Origin of the sequence: Sphingobium trunci, from assembly GCF_022664535.1 — a bacterium.
Classification (GTDB): Bacteria; Pseudomonadota; Alphaproteobacteria; order Sphingomonadales; family Sphingomonadaceae; genus Sphingobium.
In genome coordinates this window covers 135,746-157,602 of record NZ_JAKUJY010000005.1, presented here as the reverse complement: position 1 = coordinate 157,602, position 21,857 = coordinate 135,746, and the positions used below count along the sequence as shown (strand labels likewise).

The window sequence follows — 21,857 nt, the reverse complement described above, 5'->3', positions numbered from 1 at the left end:
CAGAGAGGAAAAGTCATGGAAGCCTATATCTACGATGCCGTCAGGACGCCCCGGGGACGGGGCAAGGCCGATGGGTCGCTGCATGAGATCACCCCCATCCAGCTCGCGACGCAGATGCTGGAAGCGGTGCGCGACCGCACGGAGATCGATACCGCCGACGTCGACGACGTGATCCTGGGATGCGTCACCCCGGTCGGCGAACAGGGTGCCGACATCGCCCGCACGGCGGTTCTGAACGCCGATTATGCCCAGACCGTGCCGGGCGTCCAGGTCAACCGTTTCTGCGCGTCCGGGCTGGAGGCGGTGAACATGGCCGCCGCGAAAATCCATTCCGGCGAAGCGGGGCTGGCCATCGGCGGCGGCGTCGAGTCCATGAGCCGGGTGCCGATGGCGTCGGACGGCGGCGCGATCGCGATGGACCCGGCGGTCGCCTATAAAAGCTATTTCGCGCCGCAGGGCATCGGCGCCGACGTGATCGCGACCAAGTTCGGGATCAGCCGCGACGATGCCGACGCCTATGCCGTGGAAAGCCAGCGCCGCGCCAAGGCGGCGTGGGACGAAAAGCGCTTCGCCCGATCCATCGTGCCGGTGAAGGATGTGATCGGCCAGATCGTCCTGGACCATGACGAGCATATGCGGCCCGACGCGACGATGCAGTCGCTGGCCAGCCTGAAGCCCAGCTTCACCGCGCTGGGCGAGGAGATGCCGGGCTTCGACACGGTCGCCCTGCTCCGCTATCCGGAGCTGGAGCGCGTCAACCATATCCACCATGCCGGGAACAGTTCCGGCATCGTCGACGGCGCCGCCGCCGTGCTGGTCGGCAACCGGGAGATGGGGGAGAAATACGGCCTCAAGCCCCGCGCCCGGATCAGGGCCATGGCCTCCATCGGATCGGAGCCGCTGATCATGCTGACCGGGCCGGAGTTCGTCGCGGGCAAGCTGCTCAGTCGCGCGGGCATGAGCAAGGCCGACATCGACCTTTGGGAACTCAATGAAGCCTTTGCCAGCGTCGTGCTGCGCTACATGCAGGCGATGGACCTCGACCATGGCCAGATCAACGTCAATGGCGGCGCCATCGCCATGGGCCACCCGCTGGGCGCGACCGGGGCGATGGTGCTGGGCACGGCGCTGGACGAGCTGGAACGGACCGGCAAGGGCACCGCGCTCATCAACCTGTGCGTCGGCGCGGGCATGGGCACCGGCATCATCATCGAGCGCGTTTGAGCGGACAGGGAGAGATACAAATGAACACGATCCGCTTCGATATCGACGCCGACGGCATTGCCACGCTGACCATCGATGTGCCCGACCAGTCGATGAACGTCATCGGGCCAGAGTTCCTGGCCGATCTGGACGCCGCGATCACGCGCATCGCGTCGGAGGAGGCTATCAAGGGCGCGGTCGTCGCGTCCGGCAAGGACAGCGGCTTCATGGCGGGCATGGACCTTAAATATTTCGGGTCCATGCTGGTCGGCGAGGGCGGGAAGCGCCCCTCCCCCGCCGATATTTTCGACAAGGTGTTCGTGCTGAACCAGCTGTTCCGCCGCCTCGAAACCAGCGGTAAGCCGGTCGCCTGCGCGATCGAGGGCAGCTGCGTCGGCGGCGGGTTCGAGCTGGCGCTGGCCTGCCATCGCCGCGTGGTGGGCGACAGCCCCAAGACTCAGCTGGGCCTGCCCGAAATCCTGATCGGCCTGTTCCCCGGCGGCGGCGGATCGCAGCGGCTGCCGCGCCTGATGGGCGTGCAGGCGGCGCTGATGTACATGTTGCAGGGCAAGCTGTTCCGCCCGGCCGAAGCGGCGATGATGAAGGTGGTCGATGAGGTCGTGCCGCAGGGGACCGCGCTGGCCAGGGCGAAGGAATGGGTGAAGGCCAATCCTGCCGCCTCCGTCCAGCCCTGGGACCAGAAGGCGTTCAAATTCCCCGGCGGCGCGGGCGGGTTCAATCCGGCCTTCGTGCAGACCATGGTCGGCGCGCTGCCGATGACGCTGAAGCAGACGCAGCGGAACATGAATGCGCCCATCGCCCTGCTGTCCGCTGTCTACGAGGGCGCATCGCTGCCGATCGACCGGGCGATCCGGGTCGAGAGCAAATATTTCGCCAGGGTGGCGGCCGATCCGCAGGCGGCGAACATGGTCCGCAGCCTGTTCGTCAACAAGCAGGCGGCCGAGCGCGGCGCAAGGCGGCCCCAGGGCCAGCCCAAGGCGCCGACGAGGAAGCTCGCCATGCTGGGCGCGGGCATGATGGGGGCGGGCATCGCCACCGTGGCCGCGCAGGCGGGCATGGAGGTCGTGCTGTTCGACCGCGACCAGGCCTATGCGGAAAAGGGCAAGGCCCATGTCGAGGAAGTGCTGAAGAAGCGGCTGGGCCGGGGCATGACGCCGGAGAAGATGGCCGAGACGCTGGCCCGCGTGACGCCGACGACCGACTATGCCGCGCTCGCCGGGGCGGACTTCGTGATCGAGGCGGTGTTCGAGGATGTCGCCATCAAGGCCGAAGTGACCAAAAAGGTCGAGGAGGTGCTGGGCGCGGACACGATCTTCGGCTCCAACACATCCACCCTGCCGATCACCCGGCTGGCCAAGGCGTGGAGCAAGCCGGAGAATTTCATCGGCGTCCACTTCTTCTCCCCGGTCGAGAAGATGCCGCTGGTGGAGATCATCCTGGGCAAGGAAACCGGACCTGCAGCGATCGCCAAGGCGCTCGATTTCGTCAGCCAGATCAAAAAAACGCCGATCGTCGTCCATGACAGCCGCGGCTTCTACACCTCACGCAGCTTCGGCACTTATGTGCAGGAAGGCGTGGAGATGGTGGCGGAGGGCATCAACCCTGCGCTCATCGAAAATGCCGGGCGGCAACTGGGCATGCCGGTGGGGCCGCTGGCGGTGGGTGACGAGGTGTCCATCGAGCTGGGCCACAAGATCGTGACGGCGGCGAAGAAGGAGCTGGGCGACGCCTATGTGGCGCAGCCGTCCGACGCGGTGATGGCGAAGATGGTCGAACTGGGCCGTCTGGGCCGGAAGAACGGCAAGGGCTGGTACGACTATCCCGAAAGCGGCAGGAAGCAACTCTGGCCGGGGCTGGAAGAGATGTTCCCCCGCGCCGCCGTGCAGCCCGATGTCGAGGAGGTGAAGGAGCGGCTGCTCTATCGCCAGTTGATCGAATGCGCCCGCTGCTTTGCGGAAGGCGTGCTGGAAACGCCGGAGGATGGCGATATCGGCGCGATCTTCGGCTGGGGCTTCGCGCCCTATACCGGCGGACCGTTCAGCCATATGGACACGGTCGGCATCGGCCATGTCGTCGCGGTGCTGGAGCGGCTGGCGGAACGGCATGGCGACCGCTTCGCACCGACCGCGCAGTTGCGGGACATGGCGGCCAGCGGCACAACCTTCTATCACCCCGTTTCATCTCGCGCCGCAACATGATTGGGGTGTAAATCGCCGCGTGAGTGGTTTAGGTCTTCCCGGACATCTCCGGGGAGACCTTCTTCTTTATGAGCGCAAAACCGACGGTTCTGGTCACGGGCGGGGCTGGCTATATTGGCAGCCATGCGGTTCTGGCGCTGCGCGACGCGGGCTATGGCGTGGTGGTGATCGACAATCTGGTCACCGGTTTCCGTTGGGCGGTGCCGGAGGACGTCGCCTTCGTCGAGGGCGATATCTCGGACCAGCCGCTGGTGCAGAAGGCGCTGCGCGACCATGAAGTGAAGGCGGTGATGCATTTCGCCGGATCGGTGGTGGTGCCGGAATCGGTCGAAAATCCGCTCAAATATTATCATAACAACAGCGCCAAGACCCGCGACCTGATCGAAAGCGTCGTGACCGTGGGCGTGCCGCATTTCATCTTTTCCTCGACCGCCGCGACCTACGGCATTCCGGAGGAAAGCCCGGTCAGGGAAACCACGCCGCAGCGGCCGATCAACCCCTATGGCATGTCGAAGCTGATGACGGAGTATATGCTGCGCGACGTCAGCGCGGCGCATCCGATGAATTTCTGCGCGCTGCGCTATTTCAACGTGGCGGGGGCCGATCCGGCCGGGCGCACCGGGCAATCGACGGCGGGCGCGACCCACCTCATCAAGGTCGCGGTGGAAGCGGCGCTGGGCAAGCGGAGCCATGTGTCGGTGTTCGGCACCGACTTCGACACGCCCGACGGGACGGGCGTGCGCGACTATATCCATGTCAGCGACCTGGCGGCGGCGCATGTGCTGGCGCTGGAGGCGCTGATGGCGAAACCGGAGCAGAATTACCTGCTCAATTGCGGCTATGGGCGCGGTTTTTCCGTGCTGGAGGTGCTGGACGCGGTGGACCGGGTGACGAACCTGAAGATCGACCGGCGGCTGGAGGGGCGGCGCGCGGGCGATCCGGATTCGCTCATTTCCGATAATCGGGCGATCATGGGCGAGTTTCCCTGGACGCCGCGCTATGCCGATCTCGACCAGATCGTCACCCATGCCCTCGCCTGGGAACGCAAGCTGACGGACATTCGGGGGCAGTGAGCGAGGAGTCGGTCCGGGCCTTTTTCTCCGCCCATGCGCCCGATGTCGCGATCATCGATCAGGGGGTGAGCACCGCCACCGTCCATGAAGCCGCGCAGGCGCTGGGCGTGGTTCCGGCGCGGATCGCCAAGACGCTGTCCCTGCGGGTCGGGGACGCGGTGGCGCTGGTGGTCGCGCGGGGCGATGCCCGGCTCAACAATGGCAAGGCCAAGGCGGCGCTGGGCGCCAAGCCGCGCATGCTGGGGCTGGACGAGGTGGAAGGCCTGACCGGGCATCCGGTGGGGGGCGTGTGCCCCTTCGGCCTGGCCTCTCCCCTGCCCGTCTATTGCGACATCGGCCTGCAGGCCTTCGACACCGTGTTTCCGGCGGCGGGATCGCGGACGACGTCCGTGGAACTGACACCGGCGCGGCTGGCGGAGCTGACCGCCGCGCAGTGGATCGATATCTGCACCCTTCCTGAAGAGAATTGACGATCATGCCTTTAGAACATCTGTTCCTCGACGGCGCGCTGGCGGCGGCGGAAATGGCGCGGCGGATCGCCGCGATCCTGGGCGAGGCGATCGCCGCGCGCGGCGTTGCGACGATCGCGCTGTCGGGCGGGCGATCGCCCCGGCCGGTGCTGGAGGCGCTGTCGGGCGCGGCGATCGATTGGGACAAGGTGATCGTCACGCTGGTCGATGAGCGCTGGGTGGCGCCCGGCCATGCCGACAGCAATGAACGGCTGATCCGCGAGACGCTGTTGCAGGGTGCAGCGGCCGGGGCGCGATTCGTGCCGATGAAGAATGACGCGGCGGACGCCTATGCCGGGCAGGCCGCGTGCGAGGCGGCCTTTGCGGCGCTGCCCTGGCCGCTGGATATCGTGCTGCTGGGCATGGGCGAGGATGGGCATACCGCCTCGCTGTTCCCGGAGGCGAAGGAACTGGCGGAAGGGCTGTCCACCTCCGCGCTGACCCTGGCGGTGACGCCGCCCGCCGCGCCGCACCAGCGCATGTCGCTGAGCGCGAAGGCGATTTTGAGCAGCCGCCATATCTTCCTGCAGATCGGCGGGGCGGCGAAGAAGGCGGTCTATGACAGGGCGCTGGCCGGCGGGCCGGTCGAGGAACTGCCGGTCCGGGTGGCGCTGTGCCAGCATGACGTGTCGGTGGAGGTGTGGATTTCCGAGTGAGGCTCAGTCGCGCGGCTTGTGCTTCGAGATCAGGTAGCGCCAGACGCCGATGGCGTTGATGACGAGCAGCGCGATATTCTGGAAACCGATGCCTTCGCTGTCCTTTGCGAGAAAACCCCAGAGGATCAGCGCGATCGAAGAGGTCACGAACAGGACGAAGGCCCAGCCGGTGATGCGGCGGCCCAGATTGAGCGATACGACGAGGGCGGCGAATGTGGCGGCGGCGGCGCCATAATATTGCAGGGCGTCGAGGATCGTTTCGTTCATCGCGGCGGGAAACGCGGCACATTGGACATGGTTGCGCCGGGCGGTTAGGCAGGCGGCATGATTGCTCCGATCGATCCGTTCCACGCCATCGCCATCAGCCGGGAAGCCCACAGGCTGGAGGCCGAGGGGCGCTCCATCCTGCACATGGAATTCGGGCAGCCTTCGACCGGCGCGCCGTCCGCCGCCATTGCCGAGGCGCATGCGGTGCTGGACCGCGACCCGATGGGCTATTGGGAAAGCCCGGCGCTGAAGGAGCGGATCGCGCTGCATTATCGGGAGCGTTATGGCGTTTCGGTCGAGGCGGAGCAGATCCTGCTGACCTGCGGGGCTTCGCCGGGGCTGGTGCTGGCGCTGATCAGCCTGTTCGCGCCGGGGGCCAGGGTGGCGACGGCGCGGCCGGGCTATGTGGCCTATCGCAATACGCTGAAGGCGCTGTATCTGGAGCCGGTGGAGGTCGATTGCGGGCCGGCGGAGCGCTATCAGATCGGCGCGGGCGCGCTGGAGGCGCTGGAGCCGGCGCCGGACGGAGCGATCATCGCCAGCCCGGCCAATCCGACGGGGACCATCATTCCGGCGGACGAGATGGCGCGAATCGCCGGAGTCTGCCGGGCGCGGGGCATCCGGATCGTGTCGGACGAGATCTATCATGGCCTGAGCTATGGCGAGGCGGCGCGGTCCATGCTGGAATTCGCGCCGGACGCGATCGTCGTGAACAGCTTTTCCAAATATTTTTCCATGGCGGGATGGCGGCTGGGGTGGGTGGTGTTTCCGCCCGACCTGATCGACGCGGCGCGGGCGCGGATGGGGAACCTCTTCCTGACGCCGCCCTCGCTGGCACAGCATGCGGGACTGAAGGCGTTTGACTGCATCGACGAGCTGGAGGGGCATGTCGCGACCTACCGCCGGAACCGGGAGTTGCTGCTGGCGGCGCTGCCCGCGCTGGGGCTGAAGGAGATCGCGCCGCCGGACGGGGCCTTCTACATCTACGCCGATGTCGGGCATCTGACGGAGGACAGCCTGGCCTTCTGCCAGCAACTGCTGCGCGACACGGGGGTGGCGACGGCGCCGGGGATCGATTTCGATCCGGTGGACGGGCACCGGCATATCCGCTTCAGCTTTGCCGTATCGACCGACCGGGTGGAGGACGCGATCGCGCGGATGATCCCCTGGTTCGGGGCGAAGGCCGGGGCCGGAAAGAAATGATCCATTTTGGATAGAATGGAAGATTTTTCTGGTATCGTAACGATTTAAGGTTAATGGCGGCGCCGCGACCCGAAGCTTTTACCCAAAAAGTGAAAGCTTTTCCTGGCCCGGCAGCTTCGGTTGCCGGGTCTTTTGCTTTCGGGAGCAGGGTGCGCAAAGGGGCGGGCATGTGGCCCGCGTCAGATCCGACGCAACATGATGTGTGGAGCCAAGAAGATGGTGCGGGCGGTCGGAATCGAACCGACACTCCTTTCGGAACCGGATTTTGAGTCCGGCGCGTCTACCAGTTTCACCACGCCCGCATGCCCGATACAGCAGCTTCACTGCCGGGCTGAGGCGCAAATGGCAAAATCAAAGCCCAGCGTCCAGCCAAAAATCCACAGACTTCTCTTCTCGCGGTTGCGAGATAAATATTGTAGCGATAGCCTGCTTGCGTAACGAAGGCCGCAGCGTATAAGGGCGGCATCGTGCAGACCTGGAAACTTTAACGGAAAAGGGACAACCTTTGACCGAACCGTCTGCCACCTTCCTGCTGTTCGGCGCCACCGGCGACCTGGCGCACAGGATGATCTTTCCCTCGCTCTACAATCTGCTGGCCGACGGCCTGCTGCCGGACGATTTCCTGATCGTCGCGTCGGGCCGGTCGGAGTTCACCGACGAAGCGTTCCGCGCCGACATCGACAAGGCGCTGCAGAAATTCCTGGCCACCGACCGCTATGATGCGGAGACGGCGGGCAAGCTGTGCGACCTGATCGTCTATCAGGCGGTGCAGGCGGGCGATGCCGACCAGTTCAGGGCGCTCGCCGACCGGATGGACGGCCGGGTCGACAAGGGCGTGTCGGTCTATCTTTCGACGCCCCCGTCCCTGTTCGCGCCGACCGCGCAGGGGCTGGCGGAGGCGGGCCTCATCACGCCTAGGACCCGGATCGCGATGGAAAAGCCGATCGGCAAGGACCTGGCGTCGTCGAAGGAGGTCAATGACGGCATCGGCGCGCTGTTCGCCGAGGACCAGATTTTCCGCGTCGACCATTATCTGGGCAAGGAAACCGTCCAGAACCTGCTCGCCCTGCGCTTCGGCAATGTGATGTTCGAACCGCTGTGGAACGCGACCGCGATCGACCATGTGCAGATCACCGTGGGCGAAACCGTGGGCCTGGAGGGCCGCGTATCCTATTATGACGGCGTCGGCGCGCTGCGCGACATGGTGCAGAACCACGTCCTCCAGATCCTGTCGATCATCGCCATGGAGCCGCCCGCGCGGATGGACCCGACCGCCGTGCGCGACGAGAAGGTGAAGGCGCTGCGCTCGCTGCGCCCGATGACCGCCGAAACGGTCAAGACGCACAGCGTTCGCGGCCAATATACGCCGGGCGCGGTCGGCGGGCAGATCGTCACCGGCTATGCCGACGAATTGGGCAAGCCGTCCGACACCGAAACCTTCGTGGCGCTCAAGGCCTATATCGACAATTGGCGCTGGCAGGGCGTGCCCTTCTACCTGCGCACCGGCAAGCGCATGCCGACGCGCCAGTCGGAAATATTGATCCAGTTCAAGCCGGTGCGCCATTCCATTTTCGGACGCAACGGCGGAACCGGGCTGGAGCCGAACACCCTCATCATCCGCCTGCAGCCGGAAGAATATATCCGCCTGCTCATCATGAGCAAAAGGCCGGGGCTGGAGCGCGACGTGCATCTGGAGGAGGTGACGCTGGACGTGTCGCTGACCGCCGCCTTTGCCGGGCAGCGCCGCCGCATCGCCTATGAGCGGCTGATCCTGGACCTGCTCGCCGGGGACGCGACCCTGTTCGTGCGCCGCGACGAGGTGGAAGCCCAATGGACCTGGATCGATTCGATCATCGACGGGTGGAAGGAGGCGGGCGTGAAGCCTTCGCCCTATTCTTCCGGGAACTGGGGACCGTCCTCAGCCATTGCCCTTATCGAACGAGACGGAGCCAGCTGGAATGACTGATCTCAACCCGGTGATCGCCAGGGTCACCGACCGCATCGTGAAGCGCAGCGCCGCTTCGCGCCGGAAATATCTGGACCTGATCGAGCGCGGGCGGGACGCGGGCACCAACCGCGACCAGCTTTCCTGCGGGAACCTGGCGCACGGCTTTGCCGCGAGCGGCGAAGACAAGGCTGTCATCCGCACCGGCGCGGCGATGAACTTCGGCATCGTCACGGCCTATAACGACATGCTTTCGGCGCATCAGCCCTATGGCCGCTACCCCGAGCAGATCAAGCTGGCGGCGCGGGAAGTCGGCTGCACCGCGCAGGTCGCGGGCGGCGTTCCGGCGATGTGCGACGGCGTGACCCAGGGTCAGGCAGGCATGGAGCTGTCGCTCTTTTCCCGCGACACCATTGCCCTGTCGACGGCGATTGCCCTTTCCCACGCCATGTTCGAAGGCGCACTGATGCTGGGCATCTGCGACAAGATCGTGCCGGGCCTGCTGATCGGCGCGCTGCGTTTCGGGCATCTGCCGACCATCTTCGTGCCTGCCGGCCCGATGCCCTCGGGCCTTGCCAACAAGGAGAAGGTGCGCATCCGCCAGCTCTATGCCGAGGGCAAGGTCGGCAAGGAGGAATTGCTGGAGTCCGAGAGCGCCAGCTATCATGGCGCGGGCACCTGCACCTTCTACGGCACGGCGAACAGCAACCAGATGATGATGGAGATGATGGGGCTGCACATGCCCGCCGCCTCCTTCGTGCATCCGGGCACCAAGCTGCGGCAGGAACTGACGCGGGCGGCGGTGCACCAGCTGTCGCGCATCGGCTGGGCCAGGGATGGACAGGATAATGACGATTATCGCCCGCTGGGCCACTGCGTCGATGAAAAGGCGATCGTCAACGCGATCATCGGCCTGATGGCGACCGGCGGGTCGACCAATCATGCGATCCACCTGCCCGCCATGGCGCGGGCGGCGGGCATCCATATCGACTGGACCGATTTCGCCGAGATTTCCGACGTCGTGCCGCTGCTGGCGCGGGTCTATCCCAATGGTTCGGGCGACGTGAACAATTTCCACGCGGCGGGCGGCATCAGCTACGTCATCCGGGAATTGCTGGAAAACGGCCTGCTGCACGGCGATATCCTGACCGTCGCGCGCCAGGGCCTGGCCGCTTACGGGCAGGAACCGGTGCTGGAGAATGAGGCGCTGGTCTGGAAGGATGTGCCGGAATCGCGCGATGAGACGATCCTGCGGCCGGTGTCCAACCCGTTCAGCCCGGATGGCGGCATGAAGCTGCTGTCGGGCAATCTGGGCCGCTGCGTCATGAAGGTGAGCGCGGTGGACAGGGAGCGCTGGACCATCGAGGCACCGGCGGCGGTCTTTCACGATCAGGACGATGTGCTGCGCGCCTTCAAGGATGGCGAACTGGAGCGCGATGTCGTGGTCGTGGTGCGCTTCCAGGGTCCGAAGGCGAACGGCATGCCGGAACTGCACAAGCTGACCCCGGCACTGGGCGTATTGCAGGATCGCGGCTTCCGCGTGGCGCTGGTCACGGACGGGCGCATGTCGGGCGCTTCGGGCAAGGTGCCCGCGGCGATCCACCTGTCGCCCGAAGCGCTGGGCGGCGGCGCCATCGGCAAGCTGCGCGATGGCGATCCGGTGCGCGTCTGCGCGGAGACGGGCGAGATCACGGCGCTGGTCGACGCAGCGGAGTGGGACGCGCGGGACATTCCGGCGCCGCCCCCTGCCCCCTATGATACGGGCCGCGAGCTGTTCGCGCTGTTCCGCCATCATAGCGATCTGGCCGAGGCGGGCGCTTCGCCGGTCCTCGCCGCGATGGAAACCGAAGTCTAGGGCGTAAGCCACTCTATTTCTTTGTTTTACCGCGATTTCTGGATCATCGGCTGGAAATCGCTCTAGGATGATCCGTTCGTTCGGGCGGGATGGTGGCGGCTCCCTCGCGGACCGCCGGAGAGAGAAGATGACTGAAATCATTGCAGCCGACATCGGCGGGACCAATGCGCGTTTCGCGCGCGCCAGGCTGGACGCGCGCAACGTGCCGACACTGGGCCAGGTCCGGAAATACAAGGTCGCCGACCACCCCAGCCTGCAATCCTGCTGGGCAGCCTTTGCGCAGGACGAGGCCAGGGACGGCAATGGCGATCTGCCGACATCGGCGTCCATCGCCTTCGCCACCGCCATCGGACGCGACGTCATCAAGCTGACCAACAGCAGCTGGACGGTTCGCCCGGACACGCTGGACGAGGAACTGGGCCTCAAAAATCTGAGGCTGGTCAATGATTTCGAGGCGGTGGCCCATGCCGTCGCCCGCCTGCCGCAGGAAAATCTGCCGCTGCTGTTCGGGGAGGACAGGCCCTTCCCGCGCGACGGCGGGGTGACGATCCTTGGGCCGGGCACTGGCCTGGGCGTCGCGATGATCGCCTTCGACGATGGCGAGCCGCATGTGATCGCGACCGAGGGCGGGCATCTGGACTTCGCGCCGCTCGATCCGCTGGAGGAGAAGATCCTCGCCTATCTGCGCGACAAGTTCCTGCGCGTGTCGACCGAGCGGATCGTGTCGGGACCGGGCCTCAACAATATCTACAAGGCGATGGCGACCATCGGCCATGACCGGGTCGTGCTGATGGAGGATGCCGAATTGTGGCAGGCCGCCATCGACGGCACGGACGAATTCGCGCGGGCGGCGCTGGAGCGGCTGTCGCTCTCCTATGGTTCGGTCGCGGGCGACCTGGCGCTGGCGCAGGGGCCGCATGCGGTGGTGCTGGCGGGCGGCCTGACCCAGCGCATGCGCGATTGGCTGCCGCAGAGCGGTTTCCATCAGCGCTTCACCGCCAAGGGACGGTTCGAGAGCCTGATGGCATCGGTGCCGATCCGCCTGGCCCTGCATGATGAAATCGGGCTGTACGGCGCCGCCGCGGCCTTTCGGGAGAAGAAATGATGGCGTTGAGCGTTGAACAGGTGATGGAACTGGCGCCGGTGATCCCGGTGCTGGTGGTGGATCGGGTCGAGGACGCGCTGCCGATCGCGCAGGCGCTGGTGAAGGGCGGCCTTCCCGCGCTGGAGGTGACGCTGCGCACGCCTGCGGCGCTGGACGTGATCCGGGAAATGGCCAAGGTCGAGGGCGCGGTCGTCGGCGCCGGGACGGTGCTCAATCCGGCGCAGCTCGATGCGGCGATGGAGGCGGGGGCGCGCTTCATCGTCAGCCCCGGCCTGACCGAGCCGCTGGGCAAGGCGGCGATCGCGGCGGGCATTCCCTTCCTGCCCGGCACCGCGACGGCGGGCGACATCATGCGCGGCATGGACATGGGCCTGTCCCACTTCAAATTCTTCCCGGCGGAAACTTCGGGCGGGCTTCCGGCGCTCAAGGCCCTGGCCGCGCCGCTTCATACCGCGCGCTTCTGCCCGACCGGCGGGATCACGGCGGAAAGCGCGCCCGGATGGCTGGCCGAACCCTTCATCAAATGCGTCGGCGGCAGCTGGGTCGTGCCCAAGGGGCCGGTCGATGCGGCGAAGATCGAAGCACTGGCGCGCGAAGCGGCGGCGCTGCCGCGCTGATCTTGCCTCCCGGCGCGGCTCATCCTAGATGCAAGCTATGAACCCGCGTCGGCTGCTTCCCTATCTGGCCCTGTTCCTGTCCGGCTGCGCCAGCACCTTTCAGGGCTATCCGTCGCTCGCCAAGCGCGCGATCGAGGACGCGCCGGTTGCCGAGGCGGCACCGCCGCCCTCGCCGGTCGCGCCGGAGCCGGAACTGGTCCGGAATGTGGACCGGTTGACGGCGCAGGCCCAGGCGGGCAGCGCGGCATTCGACAAGGCCTGGCCATCGGCGGACAAGGCGGCCAGGGCGGCAGCCGGATCGGCGGTGTCGAGCGAAGCCTGGGTCGCGGCGCAGACCGAACTGAGTGCGCTGGAGTCGGCGCGGAACGACAGCGTTTCGGCGCTCGCCAGCCTGGATATGCTCTATGTCGAGCGCAGCAATGCGGTGTCGGAGGGCAAGGCCAGTGGCGGCGTAGACGTGATCGACGCGGCGCGGGGATCGGCGCTGGCGATCGTGGACAGCCAGAACGACCGGCTTGATTCGCTCAAGGGGCGGCTGGCGCAGCCCTGATCCGCCCCGCAAGAGCGTAGGCGGTCAGGCGGACGCCGCCTTGACGGCGCCTTTGTGCGCCTTCCCGTTATGGACATAATGTTCGACGCCTTCGCGCATGTCGATCAGCGCCTCGTCCGGCAGGTCCCGCATATATTTGGCCGGGCGGCCCGCCCAGAGCTGGCGGTGCGGGACGGTCCGGCCCGGCGAGAGCAGCGCGCCCGCCGCGAGCATGGCGTCGCTTTCGATCGTACAGCCGCTCATGACGATGGTGCCCAGGCCGACAAAGGCGCGATCCTTCAGCACGCAGCCGTGAATCATCGCCATATGGCCGATCAGCACATCCTCGCCGATGATCGTCGGCCAGCCTTCGGACGGGCGCCCGTCGATATGGTCGCCGGGGCTGTCGCAATGGACGACCGTGCCGTCTTGGATATTGGTGCGTGCGCCGATATGGATGAAGTTCACGTCGGCGCGGATCACGCAATTATACCAGATGCTGACATCGGGACCGATCTCCACATCGCCGATGATCCGGCAGCCCGGCGCGATGAAGGCGCTGGGGTGGATTTTCGGGGTCTTGCCGTTGAAGGGCAGGATGGTCGTTTCGGGATGATCGGTCATGTCAGGCTCCCAACAGGCGGGCGGCGTGGAGCGCGTGATAGGTGAGGACGCCGGAGCAGCCGGCGCGCTTGAACGCCATCAGCGTTTCCAGCACCAGCGCGTCGCGGTCCCCTGCCCCCACGGCGGCGGCGGCCTCCAGCATCGCATATTCGCCCGACACCTGATAGGCGAAGACGGGCACGGCGAAGGCATGTTTCACCCGCGCGACGATGTCGAGATAGGGCAGGCCCGGCTTCACCATCACGCTGTCGGCGCCCTCCGCTATGTCGAGCGCGACTTCGCGCAGCGCCTCCTCGCTGTTGGCGGGGTCCATCTGGTAGGTTTTCTTGTTGCCCTTCAGCAGCCCGCCGGAGCCCACCGCGTCGCGGAAGGGGCCGTAGAAGGCGCTGGCATATTTGGCGGCATAGGCCATGATCTGGACATTGGCATGGCCCTCCTCCTCCAGCGCCTCCCGGATGGCGCCGACGCGGCCGTCCATCATGTCGCTGGGCGCGATGATGTCGGCGCCCGCCGCCGCCTGGTTGAGCGACTGGCCGATCAGCACGTCGATGGTGGCGTCGTTGACGACATAGCCCGCCTCGTCGAGCAGGCCGTCCTGGCCATGGGCGGTGTAGGGGTCGAGCGCGACGTCGGTCAGGATGCCGATGTCGGGCACCGCATCCTTGATCGCGCGGATGGCGCGGCACATGAGATTGTCGGGGTTGAGCGCTTCGGCGCCATCGTCGCTGCGCCGGTCGGGCTGGGTGTTGGGAAAGAGCGCGAGGCAGGGGATGCCCGCCGCCTGGGCTTCCCTCGCCCGCTCGACCATCAGGTCCACCGACCAGCGCGAGACGCCGGGCAGCGACCGGATCGGTTCCTCGACCCCCTGCCCTTCGGTGACGAACAGCGGCCAGATGAAGTCGCTGGGCGAAAGGCGGGTTTCCGCGTGCATGGCCCGGCTCCAGGCCGAGGCGCGGGTGCGGCGCAGGCGGAGCGCCGGATAGGAGGCGTTGATCATGGCCGGGGTGTAGGCCGCTCCCCCACCGGGATCAAGCGCGAGGAGCCTATTGGACGAAGCGGCGGAAGAAGCTGTCCCGGTTCCATTCCGGCCGCCCCGGCGCATTGGCGACGCGCAGGGTGACGGCGGCGACATAGTCGTTCAGCTTCACCGACTCCGCGGGCATGACCGGCTGGTTCGTGTCGTCCCTGGGCGAATGATAGATGTTGGCGCGCCAGGCCTTTTCGATTTCGGCCTCCGGCGTGCCTGCCTTGAAGCCATATTTGAAGAACAGCGCCGGGATGCCGGTGCGGATGAAGCTATACTGGTCGGAACGGATGAAGACATTGCGGTCGGGGAAGGGATCGGGCGTGATGGGCAGGTTCATTGCCGCGCTGACCGCTGCCGCGTCCCGGCCCAGGCTGCTCTGGTCATAGCCGATGGGGGTGACGCTGGTCAGCGGGAAGATGGGCAGGGCCATGTCGAAATTGAGGTCGGCGACGATCGTCTTGTGCGGCACGGTCGGGCGCTGGGCGAAATAGCGCGAGCCGAGCAGGCCCTTTTCCTCTGCGGTGACGATGGCGAACAGGATGGAGCGCCGTGGCTTCACCTTGCCACCGCGCAGGGTGCGGGCGATTTCGAGCAGACTCGCCACGCCGGAGGCATTGTCGAGCGCGCCATTGTAGATCGCGTCGCCCTTGATCGGGTTGCCGATGCCATAGCCGTCGAGATGGGCGGAAAGGACGACATATTGATCCTTCAGCGCGGGGTCCGTCCCCGGCATCACCGCGATCAGGTTGGGCGACGACAGGTCGGATCGTCTGGCCGCCACCTTCGCGTCGAGGCGCTGGACCAGCGGAAAGCCCGGAACGGGCGCGGATTGATCGGCTGCCGCGGCGAGATCGGCGAAATCATGCCCCGATCCGGCGAACAGCAGCGCGGATTTGGCGGGATCGATCTGGGCGGAGAGGAACGGTCTGGCGGTGTCGCGCAGCGCCGCGTCGCGGAAGAACAGGGCTGGCTGGCTGGCCAGCGCCGCGCGGCGGTCCCATGGGATTTCCACCTGCTTGGGCGTGACGAGCTGGATGAGGCCGAGCGCCCCCTGCTTCGCCAGCCATTGCGCGCGTTCGGAACGGGCATGGGACTTGAGCGCGCCCGAGATGGTGGCAGGCCCGCCGGAGACGACCACGACGATCTTGCCCTTGAGGTCGAGGCCGGCGAAGTCGTCATGGCCGACTTCCGGCAGGTGGAGGCCATAGCCGGCGAAGACCAGCGGCGCGTTCACCGTCTCCGGCGCGGGTCCGCCGCCGCCGGAAAAGATGATGTCGGCGGGCGTGGCGAGCGGCGTTTCGCCCTGCGGCCCGACCAGCCGGGCGCTGCTGTCCTGCGCCAGGATGACCTGCTCGACGAAGGCGATGGGCTGCTTGTACCCGTCCACCCCGGCGGGCTTCAGGCCCAGCGCCTGGAACTGGCCGATCACATAGTCCGCCGCCCTGTCATAGCCCGGCTTGCCGGTGCCGCGCCCTTCATAGGCATCGCTGGCCAGCGTCCGGACATGGCTCCACCAGGCCGCAGCCCGATCGTCCGTGGCCGCCATCGCCGCCCCGCTGAGCGAAAGCAGAAGAAGAGTGGTCATCCCAGTGCGCATCGGCCGCATATCCCTTTGTCGAAGCGTGACGATCTTGCCCCATCCCGCGCGACGAACAAGAGGGGTTGGAACCCCCATCGCCAATATGCTTTGCTGCGAGGGCATTATGTCAGGAGCTTGCCGTGCCGCTGCGTCCCATCCTCTTCATGACCGCGATGCTGCTGGCGGCGCCCGCCGGAGCGGCGACGCGGGGTTTTACCGTCACCAGCTTCGACGCGATCCGGGTGGATGCGCCGGTCGAGGTGATCGTCACGACCGGCGCGGGCGCTTCGGCGCGGGCCGATGGGGACCAGAAGCTGCTCGACCGGCTGAAGCTGGACGTGTCCGGACGGGTGCTGGCCGTGACGATGCAGCGGGCGCAACCGGGGGACAAATCGGGCGGGCGGGCCGTGCTGCGGCTGTCGACCGGCGATCTGGGGCGCGTGGTGCTGACCGGCGGCGGATCGGTGTCGGTCAGCCGGATGAAGGGGCTGCGCGGCGAGATCATATTGGGCGGCAATGGCGATGTGAGCGTGGCGGTGATCGATCTGGACCAGCTCAACCTGGGCGTGGCGGGCGCCGGGCGGGCGCAACTGGCGGGACGGGCCGGGATGGCGAATATCCGGGTGAACGGGCCGGGCGCGGTCGCCGCCGACGGCCTGCGGGTGCGGCAGCTTTCGGTGGCGAATGACGGGCCGGGCAATGTGGTGGTGACGGCCGAGGTGAGCGCGAAGATCGCCGCCTCCGGCTCCGGGGACGTGACGGTGGCGGGCAAGGCGGCGTGCAGCGTCGACAATCGGGGGACCGGGCGGATCAGTTGCGGCGGGGATGCCTATTAGGGGCCATTCGTAAAGCTGATAAACTTAGACCAGATCATTGCGAAGCGGGTGCGGAGACGGACGACGATCCGCAGCACTTCAAGGAGAGGCTTGCCAAGGTCGTGAAGCATAAGCCGGTGGAGAAGCCGAGCCAGCAGAAGGTCGCGGGCCAGCAGCGGCTGGCGGAGGCTTTAAGACGACTGCAGATAGGAGCAGTAAGCCGAGGCAAACCGCGCCGTCTTGCGTATCCCCATGGCCTGTACCCGAATCCCTGATCCTAACAGGGCATCCACGACCTTCCGGCGCATCTTTTACCGGATGTTCGTCTTCGAAACAACGTGTTGGTTTGTAAACTACATAGTCGCCAAAATTTTACCAAGCAGACGTAGTGTTATAGCTCGCTGTAGAAAAAATGAGCTTATGGCCTTCATCGCTGACCCTGCACAACGCCGCACCTTCGATCCCGAGCGTGGCTTGGAATTGATCTCCGGACCTACGCATCCCGACGGACTTCAAAATTGGTGGATCCTTTGCCCGAACGGCATCAGAGTTTTCTTTGAAACCGTTTGGGAACAGGATTTTATCAACGAATGGCGTCGTTTAAACCCGGAGATCGCGAAGCCCGCGATTCATCTGATCAGATCATTACGTGGAATAATTCCAGGACATGATCGAGACGAGACAGACGCTATCATTATCGAGGCGCTGACAGTCTTTGGAGGTTTTCATGGAAATCCCGCCGATTCCACTGTCATCGTTTTCTTTGAACCTCCCGGTCCTTTTCCCCTTGGCCATAGGTGGTGGAAGAGCATTTTGGAGAGGTGACAAAGACTCTGCGGCTTTTGCGGAATCCGTCAAAGCCATTAGCCGACTGCAAGTCGTCTGCTGGTATCGGCTTTTCAGGGTTAGCCAAGTCTTTACTTGCAGGGGGTAGAGCGGCGGAATGAAGCGTTTTCCTGCCCTTGCCCTTCTTGCGGCCGCCATTCCCCAGCCGGCGCTGGCGCAGGTTGCGGTGGCCGACAGCGGGGATACGGCGTGGGTGATGCTGTGCAGCCTGCTGGTGCTGCTGGCGGCCCTGCCGGGGCTGGCGCTGCGGCATGCGGGGCTGGTGCATGTGCGCGGCGCGCTTTCCATCGTCATGCAGGGGCTGGTGGTGGCCGCCCTCGTCTCGCTGCTCTGGGGGATGGCCGGTTACAGCCTGGCCTATGCGCCCGGCAGCGGCTGGCTGGGCGGGCGGGCGCATCTGTTTCTCGCCGATCTGGCGGCGCTGCGCGAGGGGCTGACCGTGCCGGAATCGGCCTTTGCCCTGTTCCAGATGGCGCTGGCGATCTTCGCCGCCTGCCTGTTGCCGGGCGCCGTGGCGGAACGGGTGCGGACCGGATGGATGGCGCTGTTCGCCGCGCTCTGGCTGCTGCTGGTCTATGCGCCGGTGGTGCATTGGGTCTGGGGTGGCGGCTGGCTGGGGCGGATCGGCGTGATGGATTTTTCCGGCGCGCTGGTGGTGCATCTGTGCGCCGGTTTTTCGGCCCTGAGCCTGTTGCTGATCGTCGGCCGGCGGCGGAACGCGACCGCCGGTCATGCGCCGGTCCTGGCGCTGGCGGGTGGAGCGCTGCTGTGGATCGGCTGGGCCGGGATCGTCGGCGGATGGGTGCTGGGCGCCACCGACGATGCCGCGACCGCCCTGTTGAACGGCCATTTCGCCGCCTGCGCCGGGGCGCTGGGATGGATGGCGGTCGAGCGTTTCCTGGGCGGACGGGTGACGGCGATGGGCGTGGTGTCGGGCGCAATGGCGGGGCTGGTCGCGATTTCGGCCTCCGCCGCGCTGGTCGGAACGGCAGGCGCGATGGCGATCGGCCTGCTGGCGGCGGCCGTGGCGCGGGGGGCCAAGGCGCTGCTGTCCGGCCGGATCGACGATGCCGCGGACGTCTTCGTCATCCATGGGCTGGGCGGGCTGACCGGGACGCTGCTGCTGCTGCCCTTCGTCCTGCCGGTGCTGGGCGGGGTCGGCTTCGCGGCGGGAATCGGCCTGGGCAGCGCTTTCGTGGCGCAGGCCATCGGGATCGCGGTGGTGGGGCTTTGGGCCATGGTCGGATCGGCGATCATCGCGCTGATCCTGTCGGCGGTGGTGCCCGCGCGGGTCGGCGCGCAGCAGGAGGCCGAAGGGCTGGACCTGGCGCTGCTGGGCCAGCAGGGCTGGGATTTCCGCTGACCGGCCATGGGCGTCGCGGTCGGCATCTTCGCGCATCAGGAGGAAGGGCGGATCGGGCCGTGCCTCGCTTCGCTGCCGCTGGACCGGGCGGATACGGTTTTCCATGTGCTGGTGAACGGGTCGACGGACCTGACCGTGGCGCGGGCGCGGGCGGCGGCGGGCGGGCGCGCGAACGTCATCGTCCATGACATCGCCGCCGGGGGCAAGTCGCGGACGTGGAACCATTTTGTCCATGATCTGCTGCCGGGCGGCGAGGATGCGGTGATCTGCATGGACGGGGATGCGGAGATCGTCGCGGGGTCGATCGATGCGCTGGTGGCTGATCTGGCGGCGCGGCCGGGCGCCCATGCGGCGGCGGGGATGCCGGTCAATGGGCGATCGGTGGAGTTTTACCGGCAAGGCCTGCGCGAGGAACGCGGCCTGTTCGGCGATCTTTATGCCTTGTCGGGACGGTTCGTGGCGGCGATCCGCGCGCGGGGATTGCGGTTGCCGGACGATCTGATCGGCGACGACGGACTGGTCGCGGCCTGGGCGCATACCGATCTGGGACGCGATGCCGACTGGGAGCGGGAACGGGTGCTGGCCTGCGAGGCGGCGGGCTTTCGCTGCGAGGCGGTGAGCCTGTGGCGCCCCTCCACATGGCGCATGCAATATAAGCGCATGACCAACTATTCGGTGCGCTTTTTCCAGAACCGGATCATTTCCGACATCATGGAGCGCGAGGGCGTGTCGGGGCTGCCGGCGCGGATGGATGCGCTTTACGGCGAATGGCTGCCGCGCTTTACGCCGCGGCCCTTGCCCGCCGGATGGTTCGACCGGAAGGCCCTGGCCCGGATGCGGGCCTCCTGTCGATCCTCTCGGCAGAGGGCGCAGAGATTGTGAGAGGGCTGGAGCATGATCCGGTCGAGTCGAACCGGATCATGCTCCATTTGTCCTTGTTGCCACATCTTCCGAGCCAGCAGGTGATGCCGCCTGCTTCGAAAATGCTCTAGCGGTCGCGGGCGGCCAGTTCCTTGTTGATATACAGCGCCACCATGGTCGCCAGCGCGCCGGACAGCAGGTAGATGCCCGAAGCGGCCAGGCCGAACTTCACCGACAGCAGCAGCGCCACCAGCGGGGCGAAGCCCGCGCCGACCAGCCATGCCAGGTCGGACGTCAGGGCCGAGCCGGTATAGCGCGCCTCCGTCGCGAAGTTGGAGGCGACCACGCCCGACGACTGGCCGAAGGCGAGGCCCAGCAGCATGAAGCCCAGGATCATGAAGGCGACTTCGCCCAGATCCCCGCCGGTCAGCAGCAGCGGCGCCATGACGCTGAAGATCGCGATGCCGAGCGCCGACCATGCGAGCAGCGAGCGGCGGCCGATCTGGTCGGCGACGAAGCCGGACACGACGATGGCGAGCAGGCCAACCGACGCGCCGATCATCTCGATGATGAGGAAGCGTTCGAGCGGCTGTTTGGTGAAGAGGGCCACCCAGCTCAACGGGAACACCGTCACCATGTGGAACAGCGCGAAGCTGGCCAGCGGGGCGAAGGCGCCGATGATGATGTTGCGGCCTTCCTTCTTCACGGTGGGCAGCACTTCGGAGGGTTGCAGGTCCTTCTGTTCGAACAGGCGCTCGAATTCATGCGTCACCACGATGCGCAGGCGGGCGAACAGCGCCACCACGTTGATCGCGAAGGCGACGAAGAAGGGATAGCGCCAGCCCCAGTCGAGGAAGTCCGCGCGCGAGAGCGTCATCAGGAAGAAGGCGAACAGGCCGCTCGCCACCAGCAGCGCCAGCGGGGCGCCCAGTTGCGGCACCATGGCGTACCAGCCGCGCTGGTGCTGGGGCGCGTTCAGCGACAGGAGCGAGGCGAGGCCGTCCCAGGTTCCGCCCAGCGCCAGTCCCTGCGCGGCGCGCAAAATGACCAGTACGACCGCTGCATAATGGCCAATGGTCGCATATCCCGGCATGAAGGCGATCGATGCGGTCGAACCGCCCAGCAGGAACAAAGCGGCGGTCAATTTCGTACCACGTCCATAGCGGCGGTCGATGGCCATGAAGATCAGCGAGCCGATCGGGCGGGTGATGAAGGCGACCGCGAAAATCGCGAAGGAATAGAGGGTGCCCGTCAGCGCATCCACATAGGGAAACACCAGGCTTGGGAACACGATGACCGAAGCGATGGCGTAGACGAAGAAATCGAAAAATTCAGAGGTGCGACCGATGATCACCCCGATGGAAATATCACCCGGCGCAATCTTGTGGTCGCGCGCGTTGATCAGCCGCGCATCGTCCTCCAATGGCCGGGACGAGAAATTTATGGCCTGTGAACTCATAGGCATCCGCTCCTTGGCAAAGCCACCGGGGCGTCTCTCTTCTGGTCTGCCGGTGGCCAGTAAATCGCAGCATAACAGAAAAGCCGCAGAGTCTAAGCAGTA

The 21,857-nt window shown here is 66.3% G+C and carries 20 protein-coding genes and 1 tRNA gene; 15 read left to right on the top strand and 6 right to left on the bottom strand.

Annotation, left to right across the window (positions count from 1 at the left end):
- Positions 1–15: 15 nt before the first annotated feature.
- The 5 genes from MJ601_RS06620 (at position 16) to pgl (ending at position 5,660) form a co-directional block, all read left to right on the top strand.
- Entirely contained in the window at positions 16–1,224 is a 1,209-nt protein-coding gene (locus tag MJ601_RS06620) for an acetyl-CoA C-acetyltransferase (RefSeq protein WP_242124592.1), read from the top strand.
- A 20-nt stretch (positions 1,225–1,244) separates the two neighbouring features.
- Entirely contained in the window at positions 1,245–3,422 is a 2,178-nt protein-coding gene (locus MJ601_RS06615) for a 3-hydroxyacyl-CoA dehydrogenase NAD-binding domain-containing protein (RefSeq protein ID WP_242124589.1), read from the top strand.
- Between the two features lie 68 nt (positions 3,423–3,490).
- Positions 3,491–4,495 carry a UDP-glucose 4-epimerase GalE gene (gene galE, locus MJ601_RS06610; RefSeq protein WP_242124587.1) on the top strand — a complete coding sequence of 335 codons (1,005 nt, stop codon included), beginning with the start codon at positions 3,491–3,493 and terminating at the stop codon, positions 4,493–4,495.
- Positions 4,492–4,965: a YbaK/EbsC family protein gene (locus MJ601_RS06605; protein ID WP_242124585.1), complete on the top strand. Its 474-nt coding sequence runs from the start codon at positions 4,492–4,494 to the stop codon at positions 4,963–4,965. The genes galE and MJ601_RS06605 overlap by 4 nt, the downstream gene beginning before the upstream one ends.
- A gap of 5 nt (positions 4,966–4,970) precedes the next feature.
- A complete protein-coding gene (pgl, locus tag MJ601_RS06600; protein WP_242124583.1) occupies positions 4,971–5,660 on the top strand; it encodes a 6-phosphogluconolactonase in 690 nt (229 codons plus the stop codon).
- A 3-nt stretch (positions 5,661–5,663) separates the two neighbouring features.
- Here pgl and MJ601_RS06595 read toward each other — a convergent pair whose 3' ends face one another.
- A complete protein-coding gene (locus MJ601_RS06595; RefSeq protein ID WP_242124766.1) occupies positions 5,664–5,927 on the bottom strand; it encodes a hypothetical protein in 264 nt (87 codons plus the stop codon).
- Between the two features lie 57 nt (positions 5,928–5,984).
- Between MJ601_RS06595 and MJ601_RS06590 the strand changes: the two genes are divergently transcribed.
- Positions 5,985–7,130 carry an aminotransferase class I/II-fold pyridoxal phosphate-dependent enzyme gene (locus MJ601_RS06590; protein WP_242124581.1) on the top strand — a complete coding sequence of 382 codons (1,146 nt, stop codon included), beginning with the start codon at positions 5,985–5,987 and terminating at the stop codon, positions 7,128–7,130.
- Positions 7,131–7,347: 217 nt separating this feature from the next.
- Here the strand turns inward: MJ601_RS06590 and MJ601_RS06585 are convergent.
- A tRNA-Leu gene (locus MJ601_RS06585) sits at positions 7,348–7,432 on the bottom strand.
- A 203-nt stretch (positions 7,433–7,635) separates the two neighbouring features.
- Here MJ601_RS06585 and zwf point away from each other — a divergent pair.
- The 5 genes from zwf to MJ601_RS06560 all read left to right on the top strand — a co-directional run bounded on the left by zwf (position 7,636) and on the right by MJ601_RS06560 (position 13,202).
- Positions 7,636–9,096: a glucose-6-phosphate dehydrogenase gene (zwf, locus tag MJ601_RS06580; RefSeq protein ID WP_242124578.1), complete on the top strand. Its 1,461-nt coding sequence runs from the start codon at positions 7,636–7,638 to the stop codon at positions 9,094–9,096.
- Positions 9,089–10,930, top strand: coding sequence for a phosphogluconate dehydratase (edd, locus tag MJ601_RS06575; RefSeq protein WP_242124576.1), 1,842 nt, complete (start codon positions 9,089–9,091; stop codon positions 10,928–10,930). Before zwf ends, edd begins: the two co-directional genes overlap by 8 nt.
- 127 nt (positions 10,931–11,057) lie before the next feature.
- Positions 11,058–12,035: a glucokinase gene (glk, locus tag MJ601_RS06570; protein WP_242124574.1), complete on the top strand. Its 978-nt coding sequence runs from the start codon at positions 11,058–11,060 to the stop codon at positions 12,033–12,035.
- Positions 12,035–12,652: a bifunctional 4-hydroxy-2-oxoglutarate aldolase/2-dehydro-3-deoxy-phosphogluconate aldolase gene (eda, locus tag MJ601_RS06565; RefSeq protein ID WP_242124764.1), complete on the top strand. Its 618-nt coding sequence runs from the start codon at positions 12,035–12,037 to the stop codon at positions 12,650–12,652. The genes glk and eda overlap by 1 nt, the downstream gene beginning before the upstream one ends.
- A gap of 37 nt (positions 12,653–12,689) precedes the next feature.
- Entirely contained in the window at positions 12,690–13,202 is a 513-nt protein-coding gene (locus MJ601_RS06560) for a hypothetical protein (RefSeq protein WP_242124572.1), read from the top strand.
- A 24-nt stretch (positions 13,203–13,226) separates the two neighbouring features.
- Here the strand turns inward: MJ601_RS06560 and MJ601_RS06555 are convergent, their stop codons facing one another.
- The 3 genes from MJ601_RS06555 to MJ601_RS06545 are packed head-to-tail and all read right to left on the bottom strand — an operon-like array spanning position 13,227 to position 16,417.
- The gene (locus tag MJ601_RS06555) at positions 13,227–13,805 is read right to left on the bottom strand and encodes a gamma carbonic anhydrase family protein (protein ID WP_242124570.1); all 579 of its coding nucleotides are present in this window, start codon (positions 13,803–13,805) and stop codon (positions 13,227–13,229) included.
- 1 nt (position 13,806) lies between these two features.
- Entirely contained in the window at positions 13,807–14,802 is a 996-nt protein-coding gene (hemB, locus tag MJ601_RS06550) for a porphobilinogen synthase (protein ID WP_242124568.1), read from the bottom strand.
- 46 nt (positions 14,803–14,848) lie between these two features.
- Positions 14,849–16,417 (bottom strand): M28 family metallopeptidase, encoded by a 1,569-nt coding sequence (locus tag MJ601_RS06545; protein ID WP_491572888.1) that lies wholly within the window; start codon positions 16,415–16,417, stop codon positions 14,849–14,851.
- Positions 16,418–16,575: 158 nt separating this feature from the next.
- Between MJ601_RS06545 and MJ601_RS06540 the strand changes: the two genes are divergently transcribed.
- The 4 genes from MJ601_RS06540 (at position 16,576) to MJ601_RS06525 (ending at position 20,317) form a co-directional block, all read left to right on the top strand.
- Positions 16,576–17,247, top strand: coding sequence for a GIN domain-containing protein (locus MJ601_RS06540; RefSeq protein WP_242124762.1), 672 nt, complete (start codon positions 16,576–16,578; stop codon positions 17,245–17,247).
- A gap of 399 nt (positions 17,248–17,646) precedes the next feature.
- Positions 17,647–18,051 (top strand): hypothetical protein, encoded by a 405-nt coding sequence (locus tag MJ601_RS06535; RefSeq protein WP_242124564.1) that lies wholly within the window; start codon positions 17,647–17,649, stop codon positions 18,049–18,051.
- A 118-nt stretch (positions 18,052–18,169) separates the two neighbouring features.
- On the top strand, positions 18,170–19,435 hold the full coding sequence (locus MJ601_RS06530) for an ammonium transporter (RefSeq protein ID WP_242124562.1): 1,266 nt from the start codon (positions 18,170–18,172) through the stop codon (positions 19,433–19,435).
- A gap of 6 nt (positions 19,436–19,441) precedes the next feature.
- A complete protein-coding gene (locus tag MJ601_RS06525) occupies positions 19,442–20,317 on the top strand; it encodes a glycosyltransferase (RefSeq protein WP_242124560.1) in 876 nt (291 codons plus the stop codon).
- A 106-nt stretch (positions 20,318–20,423) separates the two neighbouring features.
- On the opposite strand, the gene MJ601_RS06520 is transcribed toward MJ601_RS06525, so the two are convergent.
- Positions 20,424–21,755, bottom strand: coding sequence for an MFS transporter (locus tag MJ601_RS06520; RefSeq protein WP_242124558.1), 1,332 nt, complete (start codon positions 21,753–21,755; stop codon positions 20,424–20,426).
- Positions 21,756–21,857: the final 102 nt, after the last annotated feature.

What these genes read in the sequence shown, in the direction of transcription:
- hemB (WP_242124568.1), bottom strand. Translation starts at nt 14,802, where the DNA reads ATGATCAACGCCTCCTATCCGGCGCTCCGCCTGCGCCGCACCCGCGCC.
- MJ601_RS06615 (WP_242124589.1), top strand. Translation starts at nt 1,245, where the DNA reads ATGAACACGATCCGCTTCGATATCGACGCCGACGGCATTGCCACGCTG.
- MJ601_RS06560 (WP_242124572.1), top strand. Translation starts at nt 12,690, where the DNA reads ATGAACCCGCGTCGGCTGCTTCCCTATCTGGCCCTGTTCCTGTCCGGC.
- MJ601_RS06530 (WP_242124562.1), top strand. Translation starts at nt 18,170, where the DNA reads ATGAAGCGTTTTCCTGCCCTTGCCCTTCTTGCGGCCGCCATTCCCCAG.
- MJ601_RS06595 (WP_242124766.1), bottom strand. Translation starts at nt 5,927, where the DNA reads ATGAACGAAACGATCCTCGACGCCCTGCAATATTATGGCGCCGCCGCC.
- MJ601_RS06535 (WP_242124564.1), top strand. Translation starts at nt 17,647, where the DNA reads ATGGCCTTCATCGCTGACCCTGCACAACGCCGCACCTTCGATCCCGAG.
- MJ601_RS06555 (WP_242124570.1), bottom strand. Translation starts at nt 13,805, where the DNA reads ATGACCGATCATCCCGAAACGACCATCCTGCCCTTCAACGGCAAGACC.
- MJ601_RS06540 (WP_242124762.1), top strand. Translation starts at nt 16,576, where the DNA reads ATGACCGCGATGCTGCTGGCGGCGCCCGCCGGAGCGGCGACGCGGGGT.
- eda (WP_242124764.1), top strand. Translation starts at nt 12,035, where the DNA reads ATGGCGTTGAGCGTTGAACAGGTGATGGAACTGGCGCCGGTGATCCCG.
- pgl (WP_242124583.1), top strand. Translation starts at nt 4,971, where the DNA reads ATGCCTTTAGAACATCTGTTCCTCGACGGCGCGCTGGCGGCGGCGGAA.
- MJ601_RS06620 (WP_242124592.1), top strand. Translation starts at nt 16, where the DNA reads ATGGAAGCCTATATCTACGATGCCGTCAGGACGCCCCGGGGACGGGGC.
- MJ601_RS06525 (WP_242124560.1), top strand. Translation starts at nt 19,442, where the DNA reads ATGGGCGTCGCGGTCGGCATCTTCGCGCATCAGGAGGAAGGGCGGATC.
- glk (WP_242124574.1), top strand. Translation starts at nt 11,058, where the DNA reads ATGACTGAAATCATTGCAGCCGACATCGGCGGGACCAATGCGCGTTTC.
- MJ601_RS06545 (WP_491572888.1), bottom strand. Translation starts at nt 16,417, where the DNA reads ATGACCACTCTTCTTCTGCTTTCGCTCAGCGGGGCGGCGATGGCGGCC.
- galE (WP_242124587.1), top strand. Translation starts at nt 3,491, where the DNA reads ATGAGCGCAAAACCGACGGTTCTGGTCACGGGCGGGGCTGGCTATATT.
- MJ601_RS06520 (WP_242124558.1), bottom strand. Translation starts at nt 21,755, where the DNA reads ATGAGTTCACAGGCCATAAATTTCTCGTCCCGGCCATTGGAGGACGAT.
- MJ601_RS06590 (WP_242124581.1), top strand. Translation starts at nt 5,985, where the DNA reads ATGATTGCTCCGATCGATCCGTTCCACGCCATCGCCATCAGCCGGGAA.
- edd (WP_242124576.1), top strand. Translation starts at nt 9,089, where the DNA reads ATGACTGATCTCAACCCGGTGATCGCCAGGGTCACCGACCGCATCGTG.